This is a genomic window from Microbulbifer echini, assembly GCF_041447225.1.
Taxonomy (GTDB): Bacteria; Pseudomonadota; Gammaproteobacteria; order Pseudomonadales; family Cellvibrionaceae; genus Microbulbifer; species Microbulbifer echini.
On sequence record NZ_JBGMEL010000006.1, the window covers coordinates 194,079 to 207,838 of the forward strand.

General features: G+C 47.0%; 9 protein-coding genes. 2 read left to right on the top strand and 7 right to left on the bottom strand.

Going from position 1 to position 13,760, the window contains the following annotated elements:
• Positions 1-2 precede the first annotated feature (2 nt).
• Positions 3-971: an SDR family oxidoreductase gene (locus ACCI51_RS08130; RefSeq protein WP_371843236.1), complete on the bottom strand. Its 969-nt coding sequence runs from the start codon at positions 969-971 to the stop codon at positions 3-5.
• Between the two features lie 13 nt (positions 972-984).
• Positions 985-2,328, bottom strand: coding sequence for a flavin-containing monooxygenase (locus tag ACCI51_RS08135; protein ID WP_371843237.1), 1,344 nt, complete (start codon positions 2,326-2,328; stop codon positions 985-987).
• Positions 2,329-2,548: 220 nt separating this feature from the next.
• Here ACCI51_RS08135 and ACCI51_RS08140 point away from each other — a divergent pair, with 220 nt between their 5' ends.
• Positions 2,549-3,439 (top strand): AraC family transcriptional regulator, encoded by an 891-nt coding sequence (locus ACCI51_RS08140; RefSeq protein WP_371843238.1) that lies wholly within the window; start codon positions 2,549-2,551, stop codon positions 3,437-3,439.
• 544 nt (positions 3,440-3,983) lie between these two features.
• On the top strand, positions 3,984-4,538 hold the full coding sequence (locus ACCI51_RS08145; protein WP_371843239.1) for a BON domain-containing protein: 555 nt from the start codon (positions 3,984-3,986) through the stop codon (positions 4,536-4,538).
• Positions 4,539-4,736: 198 nt separating this feature from the next.
• Here the strand turns inward: ACCI51_RS08145 and ACCI51_RS08150 are convergent, their stop codons facing one another.
• The 5 genes from ACCI51_RS08150 to ACCI51_RS08170 all read right to left on the bottom strand — a co-directional run bounded on the left by ACCI51_RS08150 (position 4,737) and on the right by ACCI51_RS08170 (position 13,617).
• On the bottom strand, positions 4,737-5,069 hold the full coding sequence (locus tag ACCI51_RS08150) for a hypothetical protein (RefSeq protein ID WP_371843240.1): 333 nt from the start codon (positions 5,067-5,069) through the stop codon (positions 4,737-4,739).
• 162 nt (positions 5,070-5,231) lie between these two features.
• Positions 5,232-5,564 (bottom strand): hypothetical protein, encoded by a 333-nt coding sequence (locus ACCI51_RS08155; RefSeq protein ID WP_371843241.1) that lies wholly within the window; start codon positions 5,562-5,564, stop codon positions 5,232-5,234.
• Between the two features lie 121 nt (positions 5,565-5,685).
• Positions 5,686-5,982 carry a hypothetical protein gene (locus ACCI51_RS08160; RefSeq protein WP_371843242.1) on the bottom strand — a complete coding sequence of 99 codons (297 nt, stop codon included), beginning with the start codon at positions 5,980-5,982 and terminating at the stop codon, positions 5,686-5,688.
• A gap of 122 nt (positions 5,983-6,104) precedes the next feature.
• A complete protein-coding gene (locus tag ACCI51_RS08165; RefSeq protein ID WP_371843243.1) occupies positions 6,105-6,479 on the bottom strand; it encodes a hypothetical protein in 375 nt (124 codons plus the stop codon).
• Complete coding sequence (locus ACCI51_RS08170; RefSeq protein WP_371843244.1) at positions 6,472-13,617, bottom strand: FG-GAP-like repeat-containing protein; 7,146 nt, start codon at positions 13,615-13,617, stop codon at positions 6,472-6,474. Before ACCI51_RS08170 ends, ACCI51_RS08165 begins: the two co-directional genes overlap by 8 nt.
• Positions 13,618-13,760: the final 143 nt, after the last annotated feature.

Sequence of the window (13,760 nt, forward strand, 5' to 3'; positions counted from 1 at the left end):
CCTCAGATCTCCCCCATAGGCAAAGAGCACTTGCGAGAAGCCGGTGCTATGCCGAGTGCCTTTTCTGCAAAAAAATTAAAAACCTCTTTGGACGTCTTCTCCGGAAGAAACCCCAACTCTTCTTTCAAGCGACGGTTATCCAGGACAGGCCTATATTGCAAAAAGGCCACTTGACTGGGATGGGTATTTGTTAAGTGGAGACTATAACCTAGTCGAAGAACCGCTTTTACCAGCCATATCGGTGGCTTTATAAGCGATTTAGACAGTGTATGTGCGATTTCCCTGGGGCTGACACGACCGTCACCAGCCAGATTGAAGATACCTCCGGCATTAGTGTTCACGCCGAAGGATATTGCACGGATAACATCCTGGTCCCAAACAAAAACAAACGGAGAATTGTGGCCTCCCGGGTCCAGGATTACCTGCTGGCTAAACAGGGCACTGATTTTGTTATTGGTCTTGGCCCCCAAAACGGAAGAAACGCGAAAAATCAGCTGTTTGAGGCGTGGGTGCTTTTCACAGTATTCAGCCAGTAACGCCTCAACTTGACGCTTGTTGTAGGAGTAACCAAATTCGGGATTACCACGCAGTGGATGATGTTCATCGAGTTTGGATGGATTATCAGGATAATAGCCATAAGCCGCACCGCTGCTTGACACAGTGATATGCTCAACACCCGCGTAGAGACAGGCATCTAATACATTTCTGGTGCCTTCCACGTCGATGCGATACTCGGCCGCCTGATCGCGCCCTGCAGACATTACCGACGCCAAGTGAATCACATGGGTAATAGATTTCGACTGCATTAATGCCCCAAGGGCCTTATCACAGATATCCATAACATAAACTGGAAAGCTCGCAGCTTTAGATCGAATATCAATCCCGAAAACCGGAAGAGTTTTACTCAATCGTTCCCCCAGCTGATGGCCGATATAGCCTGAGGCCCCTGTAATCAAAATCCGCTGTTCCATCGTGAAGCCTCCATCAAGAAGTCACTTCTGATCCGCCGGTCTGGTAAAACGCTGCTCGCGGGAGAAGATCTTTCTGCAAATCTGCCTTGTGAACTGCAAGAGCCTTCAAGTACGCTTCTTTATGAACGTAATACGCCATGCGCTCAAGGTTCAGATACCGCATACCACCGTCTATGCGTATACCCGCTCTCTGTTGGATCGTTTTCCTGAATCGACTCGCAGAGGGAGCCCCAGCCATTAACTGGTGTATATAAAGCGCAACAAGTTCTGCCTGTTTGTTACGCCCTTCCCACCCCAGCCCCGCCGCCTCGACCATCCCCATCATGAAAAGGTTGTCTGACTCTGGATGGAATACATTTAGATAAAGGCTAGGCGCATGGCCACTCCAGTTCAACTCACGGCTCTCTATGAACGGATAATTAAGCGTATAACCCGTAGCTTGCACAATCAGATCATACTCCCGGCATTCACCATCCGAGAATCGCACTTTAGCGGCATTTACCGATGTAATATCCGGCCTTGGATTGATATCCCCATGGCCAATGTGGTGCAGCAGTAAGGAATTGACTACGGGGTGGGATTCAAAGAGTTGGTAATCTGGCTCGGGTAATCCGTATTGAGATGGACGCCCTAATGAGAAATTCGTGAGCGCCCTGGTTATTCGGCGCTTGAAAAAATCGGGGAGCTTAAGTTTTCCACCCAGCTGATCGACAGGTTTACCGGCAATATACTTCGGCAAGAAGTGATAGCCGCGACGCAGACTGATCTCCACGCTGCTCGCTCTCTGTACCGCATCTACAGCAATATCTGCTCCACTATTACCACAACCAATCAACAGGACTCTTTTCCCGGTAAAGACCTCGGGCGATCGGTACTGCGCGGAATGCAATAACTCCCCAGAGAACTTACCAGGAAGTTCGGGTTGGTTCGGGTGGTGTAATGTGCCGCTGGCAATGAGTAAACCACTAAACGCTCGCGTTTTTTCCTGCCACTTTCGACGAGTAGTAACTAGCCAGCCTCCTCCGCTACGAGTGCATTTCAAGACTTCCGTATTAAACTCGTAGTGGCCGTAAAGTCCAAATTTTCTCGCATAGGACCGGAAATAATCACGCATAGCACGATGGCTGGGATAATCAGGGACGTCCTCATCCATGGGAAAATCGGCAAACTCAGTCATCTTCTTCGAGGAAATAAGATGTGCCGATGCATACATTGTGCTGGTTGGGTTATCGATATCCCATAAGCCACCGACCTCACTGTGCACCTCAAAGCCAACACAGGGGATACCAAGCTTAAGCAAATGTCGCACGGTACACAGGCCCATGGGGCCGGCGCCAATCACTGCGTAGGGTTTCATGGTCGCTCCCCTTGCCTTTTTATTCGTTTTAGGACCAAGCCAAAAGAATATACCGTGACAAATTCACAGCAGATCGTCATTATCGGGCAGATACTGGTTAATTTGGGACATATAGATAGTGTTGAACGACTCTAGAAGTGTGCACCTCAGCTATGCCAGGGCTTTAGTTGAGGCACTGTCCAGCTTGGGGCTTCCTCAACCAAAAGGGGCCCACAAAGTTTTGTCCCAAATAAACCGGGAGGAACGTGTTCCAATTCATCAGCAGGAGCAGCTTTGGGAAGCGCTAATTGACAGCTACCCAGACCCCTTACTGGGAATAAGGCTTGGGCTTGCCATGCAAACCAATCAGATTGGACTAGTGGGTTACTTACTGATGACCCAAAAAGACCTGGGTGCAACGATAGAACAGTTGATTACCTACCACCCGTTACTTGGGGAAGGGGGTCACTTTGAAATGCGTCGCGATGCCCTGACTGTAAATCTCTGCTACCACCCCAATTTCTTAAGCTACGCACAGATCCGTGTAGAAACGGTACTCGCTGCTTGTCTGGCTCAAACCCGGATTATGACTGGTGGAAAGTTTCAAACACACAAGATAATGCTCTCCTATCCCGCCCCCAGTCTCGCCCTACAACAACAGTATCAAGCGCTTCTACAAACACCAGTAACGTTCAATGCACAGGTTTCAGCCATCCGATTCCCCGCCCATTACTTGGCACTTCCTCTAGCCGCAGCTGATAGAGATGTTGTGGCCTGTTTAAAGCCAAAAGCAGATGCCCATTTACAGGCACTCGCAGAAAAGTCCCTACACCGTAAGGTGTCACTCTTACTTCAACAATCCCCCGACTTAACCCGTGAACAGGCTGCCAAACATCTCTGCCTTAGTCCCAGGCATTTGAGTCGTAAACTGCAAGGTGAGCAGGTCAATTTTCGTAAACTTCAGGATGAGGTACGCAGTTATTATGCTAAGCAATGGTTAATGGAAGGCAACAAATCGATTGTCGAGATCGCCACAGCCTTGGGGTACTCCGATGAGAGTGCCTTTGGCAAAGCCTTCAGACGATGGGAGGGAGTCTCTCCCGGCTGTTATCGAGAATGCCTAACTACTTAATCGCTAAATCTGACGGACTGCTTAATAAATAACCCCGTTGAATTTAGTAACCTTCCTAGATTTAAATACTAACTTTTTATAGAGCATGCGCACCGCCTTATTATATAGACAACCGCTTAATCGGTGAGCGACACATCACATCCAACTGAGGCGAGGTATTAATAAATAATGCAAACCAGAAGTAAATAAAACACTACTGCCAACCCCAGCACTCAATGAGTGTTGCGCCGTATGTTTGACAGGCACGCTGAACTCTACTATATGGCTTCACAGGTCATGATGTTCACAGTGTATTTCCGGCGTATAAACACCCAAATTATCGCCCAGCTTTCAACGGCAAAAATGATCATTCACAACACATATTTCACACAGCTACCCTCTAGAACTGGATTGCTCACAGGTCGATGCGCTACTGAACACCATCCACCGCGTTAAAATCACCTGATCTCCTACAACGAACGCAAACTAGAAACTATCCAAAAAATCTACATGCAATATCCTACCTATCTGTAGACATGCCCCTCAACAACTGAAGGATTCATTTATGCCCCTCATAAAAAATACCCTAAATTGTATTGCAATAGCCATGCTTGCATCAGCCGTGGTTATAGCCGAGGAAAAACCTGGCCAGAAATCTTCAGCCATGAGCGATGCATGGCTCGACGGGAAAGCCGAGACCGTGCTTTTACTCAACAAAAATTTAAATAGCTTCACCATTGACACAAAAGTCAACAATGGCATTGTCACCTTAACAGGAGAGGTCAATAGCGATATTGATAAACGCCTGGCTGGCGAACTGGTTGCCGGAATAGACGGCGTCAAGAAAATAAACAACGAACTGATGGTTACCGACAAAAAAAGTATCAGCGATACCATTTCTAGCGAATACACAGACGCCAAGATCGCAACCGTAGTAAAAACCCGACTATTGCTCGACCAACAAATTCCAGGAACTAAAATTGACGTCTCAGCCCAAGGTGGCACTATCACCCTCAAAGGGTCAGTAAAATCCAGTGCACAGAAAGATCTCGCTCAAGCGATTGCAGAAAATACCGAAGACGTTAAGAAGGTTGTGAATAATTTAACCATAGTTAAATAAAGAGTTAACTCAGCGGGGCCGTCATGGCCCCATATATTCTTCGCATGTGGTAGACTAGGTCGCCCCCAATACACTGCGCACCTTAAGCCTGTCACTTGGATTTATTTTAAAAAAAACCCCAAAATCAGACTTTAGCAACCATCAACATCGATAAGAACCAACCAGAAAATCCAACTAAAGATAACTGGAAATAAGCACTTACTGCTCAATTTCCATAAACGCCAATTTGCAACGCTGCGGCGTAGTAGAATCATAACGATCTATCCATGCATTAATTTTCTTCCCGGATAATTGCGCAGCAATTACCATAGACAATGCCATTTTCCTAAAGTCCACGCTCTCTGTGCTTTCTAAATTAATTTTATCGCCATAACAGTTGGCCGAGCTAGGCATACGATAGATAGTAACCCCCCCACTGGATGACACCCGAACCTTAGGAGCACCATCACTGACAAAAGGCCCTTCAAGGGCCGACACAGACACACTGAGAAAAATCAGCCAAAAGAATAAGGGCTTATTTAAGCTTTTCATTTTTACCTCTAATATAGGAAAATAATATTACGATAGAATATGACTTCACAGACTTCGACAACAGATAACTGAGCGATGATCACACAAAACACCATCTTAAATAACGCGATGCTTTATGCAATAAGAACAATATCAACTGAAAATCTATTATTTTTACCCGAACTACTGATCAATTTCGATAAATGCAATTTTGCAGCGCTGCGGCGTCGTTGAACCATACCTATCCACCCAGACACTTACCTTCTTTCCAGACATTTGTGCAGCAAGCACTAAGGACAGCACCATCCCTTTCACATCTGGACCCCCCAAATCAACCACACCAACTTTATTATCATGGCAGTTAGCCGAAGCGGGAATAGGATAAATCACAAAACTCCCGTCTGATGACACCCTAGCCCAAGGAGGGACATCAGTGGTGAATGGCCCTTCAGCTGCTGCCACAGATACACTTAACAAAAAAATGCCAAAAAATAATATATTTTTAAAAATTTCCACCATCAACACCACAACTAATAAAAAATTAACATTCTAAAATGAAAAAACCAGCTTTAAACAAAACTCAACTTGAGCGTAACCTCTTTACAACCAAGCAACACCGACAGGAGTGCTGGTTTACCTATATACCTCGCTCACAAGGAAACTCCTCTCCTGTTATCAAGAGCAAAGAATTTTTTATGAACAAATACTTTCCCCTCCCATTTGTATCAGGATCTATAGAACATAAAAACTTATCAGTATAGACAGGCTCACCATTCGAATAATTACGCATTTCCGGAATCAACTTTATCAAAGTTGATTCTGCCCCATCTATAAAACCAGATACCTTTCCATTCAAATCTGAACTCTCAGAATCTGAATATGCCTGAGAACAGCCGCAGAGAAGCACTATTAAAACTATTAAAGACCCAGCCATCAAAATACCCTATAAAAAGACATTTTCGAAAGTCAAATCAGCACCGACCACTTACTCCCAGCCCTATTGTTCTCACAAAGAGACATATAACACCAACATTTTACTCTGAGCCCAGTTATTCCTTACTCATCCTTACCCAACCCCCTAAAAGAAACTATTTTCTGCATAAGCACAACAGTGATTAACGGCAAAAAAGAAACCGCAACAAACCACTCTCTTTCTGAAACCCCAGCAAACCCTCCCCTTAAAAACTGAAAAGAAATTACTGAGATAAGCGCAGAAGATAAAAAACCATACCTTACGAGCCTTACCTTTAGTTCATACACACCAAGTAGATCATAAATTTTTAGGCCGAGCATCAATGCACAAAACAACAAAATTACTCGCAGCAAAACCCAAATCTCGACCTCGACTATCCCTACAAACCAAACAGGAACTAAGGCTAAAGCAGTACTAAAGATTAAAATAAATTCCCGAACTTTTCTATGGCTATTCAACTGGAATCCTCCCCGCAGCCTCACCAACAGCTGCATTAAACCAAATGATAGGTTTGATTGGTGCTGGTGCCCCTTGATGTGCCATTGTTGTAAACACTTCTCTAGTAACATTTACACCAAAACGATACCCATTACCGGCAGAAGGGTCAGTAACCAAATCATAAGTGGATTTTCCTAATTGGCCATAACCGTAATAACTTAACCCACTAGTACAGGCTGAGAAAAAACCTCCACACAAAACGCCAGCACCACCAATAGCAATATATTTTTGATCGCGATAAAAATTATGGTTAAACACTGCCCAAGAAACCTCTTTAGAAGTTAGTGTAGATGCAGCCAAGCTTGATATAACTCGATGGGCACCCAACCTATATTGGGCAACTCGAAGGGCCCCCTGATCGACATTCAAATCCCCCTCCATTGCCGCTAACCCTTCTGCGGCATATTGATATGCAGCTGCATCATCAAGTTGATTCCATTGGACTTCAGGAACCATTTTCCCCACTAAATCATCATCAGAGATATTTTTATCAGATGTCCTTGAACTAACCGCCTCATGAAATGCTCCTGTCGCTGCACCATTTGCAAACTTACCACCAGTAAGCTTAGAAATTGTACCACCCAATATAGCTCGGCCAGTAACGCGAGCAGCTCTGTTGCCTATATTTCCTATTAGTGGGCCCGTAGCTGCCATTGCTCCAGCAGAAACAAAACCATGCCCAAACTTTCCACCTTGCAAAACACTCATTGTTCCGCCTACTAACCCAGAATAGAGAGCTGCTTCACCCAAGGAAATAGCACCTGCTTCATAACCAGTACCAATTTCTCCAAACGCGTAGGCCGAAACATAAGCTATAGCTCCTGCTTTAAATGCATCCCCCCAAGATGCTCCATGTCCTTTAGCAGATGCCGCTGCGTAGGCAGCACAACCCGCTGGGCCACCATAGTAACAAGCAGCAGCTTGGGCAACAGCATTAAGAATTGAGCTCTCAGTAATACCTAAGATGTCATCAAATACCTCGGAGAAAAATCCGTAACCACTTGGATCAACGCCGCTAAGGGGACTATTTTTCCCGTAGCTATACCGGTTATAACCTTGGGTATTTATTTCCCCATCAATAAACGGATCCGCCTGCATAAAGCGCCCCAAACGCGGATCGTAGATACGGCCATTCATATGAATCAGCCCTACCTCATCCAGCATTTCATGGCCGGTGTAACCACGGGTTGTGCGGCTGTCATCGAAGTTTGAAAGTGCAGTCAGGGATAACGCATTCCAATTGGCGCTATTGCGGCGCTGCCCCCAGGCATCGAAGGACATTTCCTGCACCACCTTACCGGTTTTATCGGTAATCAGGTCCATGGAACCCAGGTGGTCCTTGTAGAGGAACAGTTTATCAGTCGAGAGTACCTTGAATTCCTTGTCGGTTTTTACGGTATAGGCCGCCGTGCCCACCAGGTGACGCTTCCACTCGATCTCATTGGGCTTACTGGACTTCTGGATACGCTCGATACCGCCGATATACCAGGTCTCTGTCACTTCCCCATTACTACTATTGGTGTCCTTGCGGTAGTAGCGGCTATGGCTGGGGCCATAGAGGAACTCTGTGGTGTTATTTCCCTTTTTAATCAGGGAGGCTTTATCGAAGGTGGTGTAGCTGATGGTGCGGCCACCATCAAAACCATCCGAAGTCATATTGCCATTGAGGTCATAGTTATAGCTAACGCCTCCAGCGGTTGTCACCGCATGGGGGCCAGCGCCATTTTCACCATAGATATACTCTCCCACGCCGGCTTTAAAGGTGATATTGCCGATAGCGTTGTAGCGGATATCCTGTTCGGACGTACTGAGCCCACTACAGTTGACATTGCTGTTACCAATATGGGTTTTTATCAAACGGTTGAGCTTGTCATAGCAGAAGCTCTCACGCAGATCCTTGCTTCCGCTCTGGTTGTGACGGCTGGTGAGATTGCCGAGGGTATCCCACTGGTAGCTGATATCTTGGATACCAAAGGCTCCCAATACCGTAGAGGTCTGCTTTGTTAGGCGGCCGCTGGCCGCTTCGTAAGTAAAATTAGACGTTGCGCCGTTACCCAATAGCTGCTCTTTCAACTGGCCACGAGCGGTCTGGGCTTTCACTTCCTGAACCAGGTCTCCAGTGGCCAGGTCTACCACCTTGTAGAGATACCCATAGGCATTGTAGAAATTCTGAGTCCCTGATTTACCCCCATCGAGCATGCTGTCCAGCGCATCGTAACTGTATTCAACACGGCCATGGCCATCAAATACCGTGGTGGTGACGTAGGAGGGTTGCGCACCGGCCCCATCAACATCCACCGCCTGGATATGGTTTCGGCCAACCTGGTCATACTGATACACCACCTGATAACCAGAGACGCTGTCCATGACCATCTCCACCTGCCCTAAGCCATTGGTGGCACTGTCATAGAACCAGGAGACATCGCTAGCGGGGTTAGAGGAACCCTTAGGCTTTTCAATGCGCGTGGACTGTCGACCTAATCGATCATAGGTTAACTCGACGGTATGACCATTCGCGTTGGTTTGCTTTTTCAGTTCGCCGAAGCCGGTATATTCGTAGTGCCACTCTCCCTTATCCGGGTCGTCCATACGGATTTTGCGACCCAGGTCGTCGTATTCGATTGTGACCACAATGGGATAACTAAGACCATCGCCCTCATCGATATGGGCACCGGCAGTATTCGCCTTGCCCCAGGATTTGGCTTTATGCAAATTGCCCTGGCTGTCGTATTCATAAGTCAGTCGACCATCGATCGCATCGATGACTTCAACCAACTCACCAGCCACATTTTTCATCTCCGTTTTTTGCTGACCTTTATCATTGGTGGTGATGGTCTTAAAGCCGCTATAAGTCATGCTGGACTCAGAGTCATCTGGCGCAGTCACTCGGCTCGGGCGACCGAGCAGGTCGTACTCCATTGTGGACCACAGGCGGGTATCACCAGAGAAATAAGGCTCGCTGGCAAACTTCACCCGGCCCAGATTATCGTATTCTTTATCGGTATAGATTTTACTATTGAAGCCCTTGGTTTCAGTCCGCATAGAGCGGCCCAGTGCGTCAAAGTATTCCCTACTCCAACTACCGGTACTGCTGTGAGTCGTCACCATATATTGTGCGCCGGCCGGGCAGCCGATAACACAGCGCTCATAATCTGTCAGTTTATCCGCGCCGGTGCTACTCCGGCTGATGGTTTCGCGGCCAAACTTATCGTAGGCGAACACGCTTTCCAGCCCATTCATCCCCTGAACTTCCAGCGGAGCGCCGAAGTGGTTACGGGAAACCACCCTTTCGGTGAGGTGATCGAGGGCATTGTAGCTTTCAAACACATAGCGGCCGGAAAGGTCATAGACCGTTCTTGCACTGCGGGCGGTTTCGCCGGGAGCCGTTACCGTCTTCTTATTCACATTGCCGAAATTGTCATATTCGTAAGCGGTGGTCTGCTTGTATTCCGGCTTATTGGGCTCAATAACTTCGCTTTTCAAAAGGCCTTTCTGTGTGCTCGATGCATAATAGGTAAAGGCCGACTCGCGGATATGGCTTGGCATACCCTGGCGGGTGCTGGTCACTTTTGTTGCGATTAAGCGGCCCTTCTCTTTCTCCCAAACGCTGCTGCCATAGGTATTTTCCGTTTTCTTAACAAACTGGTCGCCGGAGATACCGTCTTTGGTGACAACATCGATACTCAGCGCATTGCCATGGGCATCGTAGCTGTTTGTGGTGGTCACGCTTTGCAGCAATTCTCCCTGCGAAGTACCCGCATCCTTCAGGTCATACGTTTCTTCCACCGCTTCGTAAATATAGGGTTGATAAGGTGGCAGAGGCTTCCCGCTACCATTCCAGCCCTGCAGACGCCAATTGTTGGTCGCCCGGCTCAGTAGCTGCCCTTCGGCTGTACGGGTTTCGGTCTGTAATGGCATGCCCACAAAGGGGAAGTCCTGGCGGTAGGTAGTTTCCGTCACTACGCCGGTTTGATCATCGGTAGTGCGGATTTTCTGGAAGCCCAACATACCCCGGCCGGCAGCCTGGAGTTTCATCTGATGGTAGTGGTAAGACACGGAACTGAGGGCAGACGGGTCAACAGAACCCGGTGCGGCAGCGGCGGCAGGGGCTGAACTCTCCACCTTAGCAACCAGGTACATAGGGCTCAGAATATCCAATACCGGCTTATCTTTACCTAAAGTGTGGCTATCGGCAGGCAGATCCCAATCGCCATTCAGTGCGGTATAGAAAGCATCCGTGCTGCCTGCCGCTGCTACGTCCAAGCGGGTGTAAAGCTCATCGTACCGCATGTTCTGATAAGTGATATTGGTAACATTACCAAGACCATTATCAATCTTATTAATCACATTCCGCGGAATATTCTTATATTGAGAATCGCGGGTATTATCCAGGCGAGTGTAAACGATACCACTGGATGCATCATAGCGATGATAATCGGCCTCTCCATCGCCATTCGTGTCCGCAAACCATACCATGTCATTAGAAGCTATCGTGCCACAATACGAAGCACTACCCGAGCAATCAGAGAGATGATCAAAAGTTCTGCGATCATCATAGTCAATAAAATCGCCGGTATTTTGGTCAAAATAGCGAACTTTCACATCATTATAGGGACTGGAAACCGGCCAGACAAAATCCTGATAACCATCGTTATTCAGGTCTACAAAAGAACCCCTACTGCTTCCAAGGTACCCCAGATCCTTAAAGCCTGTCCCAGTACTGAGCTTGCTATAAAAGCTACCAGAATTTCCTGGGTAGGCAATATCCGTGAGGCCGTCGGCATTAATATCGACCGCAATTGGGCTTTTTGAAGTATTCGTCGTCGAGAGCACGCCAATGGAGCGGAATTCCTGTGCCTCTTGATCAAATACCGCAGCTTCAAATCCAGCCGAAGTGGCCACCAGAATATCCATAGCGCCATCGCCATTAAAATCGCCCAAGGTATCGGGCACGCGGCCGATGGACTTCATGCTGGCAGCGCCAGAAATATTCAATGGGTAACTGGTGTATTCATCACTGAATTTATAGTAATTTTTTGAGGAAACCGCCCTGCCTACGGACTCCAAAAGGCGTACAACTACTTTCGCCCCAGAACTTTTGCTGTAGCTCACAGAGATATAATCTGCCAGACCATCGCCGTTAAAGTCGGCAAAGATGGCATCTTTATTTGTTCGGTCGGTAGCAATCGGCGAGGAGTGCAGCTTCCAGCGTTTACTCCCAGTATCGTAGCGACTTAGGAAGACAAGCCAAGATTTCGCAGGCAGACCATAACTGGAGCGCGGATCATATATCGCCAGATCATGGCGACCGTCACCGTTAAAATCCAATACTCGTATGGCGAATCCCTCATCAACATTGGACTGGGTGAAGTATTCCGAAGAAAATGCACCGCCTGTGAAGTCCTGCTTGATGAAAACAGATCCGTATGAGAGCGCATATTTAACGCGAATATCGGTATCGCTCCCATCATCAGCATACCCTTCGATCCAGACAATATCCTGCTTACCATCGCCATTAAAATCGGCGTATTTATAATCACTCAGGAAGCGATGCTTAGTGGGTGAAAAGTCAATAGCTTCCGACTTATCTCCATATTGCCTCCACGGCGCCTGCAGCCATTCGAAGCTAATTGCGGGAAGGCAGCTTGAACCTACACATTCCTGTAATGAGGTTAGCAATGAGGTTCTATCATTATACTTTTCACGGGGAATAAAGGGCAGGACTGGGTTGTATCCTAGATTGTACTCGCGAATCACTTTGCCATTGGAGCTTGAGACAATTTTTTCCAGACGCTTGGTGGTAATGAATTCATAGCCTGCGGTAAAGCCACGAAGGTGCTCAGGGCGATCTTCATAGAAAAATTCTACTTCTGCTTCATAGGAACCCGAACCGTAGGCATAGCGGATAGACCTAACACGGTGCCCTGATTCCGAATTACCCTCATACAAAAACTCAATAGGGTTGCCGACATTATCCTCAAAACGATTCTGGGCCCAAGTGAGTACATTGCTACCTGCAAGCTGCTTGGAGTCACTACTATTGCCGTAATAACTAACTGAACCATCCTTGCGCTCCACTTTAAAATAAGATGGCTTACCAGGGCTGCCACCTATTGATGTGACTCTGGCAAAAGAATCCATTTCCGTTTTATATGTCGCGCCAACAGCGCCATATTGAGAACCACTTTCAATTATTAGGCGCTGTCCATCCAGACAGAACCTGTCGGACTCGGTCCAGTTAATGGGCCCAACACTACCGTCAATTGACAGTGTCTGACGGCAACGAGAAATTCCAGATAGGCCACCAATACCCCAGCCTTTACCAACCAGACCATTACCACCACTACTGCTATAGCTCAGTGAAATCTCGGGTACAACTCCCGCTGTGCCTGCGGCAGTTGCTATTGGAAAGGCATAAGTTGCCGCGCCGGATTCATTGACTCGGAATTGACCACCAGAAGCCCCTGCCATATTGGGCGTTTGGATATTGGCCGGAGTGGAATATTCACCAAAGGTGCCAGATTCATCGGCATGGAAAACAAAATCTCCCGCAGTGATGTCTTCTCTCCCATCCTCATTTTTATCCTGCACCAATACAGAGTCGACGCCTACACTGGCCAGGATGGCTGCTGCATAAGAAATTGTGTCATCGCTATTATCAGTAGAGAGGGTTTGCATCAGTACTGGCAAACCATTCCCCTGAGCATGTATGACGAGAGGCATAGCTGCAAGAAGCAATAGGTCTGTTGCGCCGTCACCATTAAAGTCGCCCAGTAGTGAAAGGCCCCCATCTAATTTTTCAAGATTTGCGATTTCCAGTTCCGTTAGGGTTACCTCCTCCGGGTCTTCATAACTCTCTTTATCCCTTTTTAAATACAAGACAAAGTTCGGAAGTTGAGGCATTACCAGAGGGGTAATTATGTCTCCATGAATAAGAATTATCGGTCGGTTATACTCAAAATATAGATCTTCACGCCCATCATCATCTATATCTCCTTTATAAACCGTATATCCATTTTTTTGAATTCCCGAAGCAGCAAGCACTGCAGAAGAGAAAGTGGCACAAAGGACCAACAGGAAAAAATAAGAAATGCGCATAACTATCTCTACAAAGACATCAACAGGGCAATCCTTTAAGGCCATAAAATGGGAATTTATACCTTATTAAACTGCTTCAGTAGTATTTTTTTCAATGCAATCTTTATTAGCATACAAACTCAGCACGCAGCATTTACCATGAT

What these genes read in the sequence shown, in the direction of transcription:
- ACCI51_RS08150 (WP_371843240.1), bottom strand. Translation starts at nt 5,069, where the DNA reads ATGAAAAGCTTAAATAAGCCCTTATTCTTTTGGCTGATTTTTCTCAGT.
- ACCI51_RS08145 (WP_371843239.1), top strand. Translation starts at nt 3,984, where the DNA reads ATGCCCCTCATAAAAAATACCCTAAATTGTATTGCAATAGCCATGCTT.
- ACCI51_RS08170 (WP_371843244.1), bottom strand. Translation starts at nt 13,617, where the DNA reads ATGCGCATTTCTTATTTTTTCCTGTTGGTCCTTTGTGCCACTTTCTCT.
- ACCI51_RS08160 (WP_371843242.1), bottom strand. Translation starts at nt 5,982, where the DNA reads ATGGCTGGGTCTTTAATAGTTTTAATAGTGCTTCTCTGCGGCTGTTCT.
- ACCI51_RS08130 (WP_371843236.1), bottom strand. Translation starts at nt 971, where the DNA reads ATGGAACAGCGGATTTTGATTACAGGGGCCTCAGGCTATATCGGCCAT.
- ACCI51_RS08135 (WP_371843237.1), bottom strand. Translation starts at nt 2,328, where the DNA reads ATGAAACCCTACGCAGTGATTGGCGCCGGCCCCATGGGCCTGTGTACC.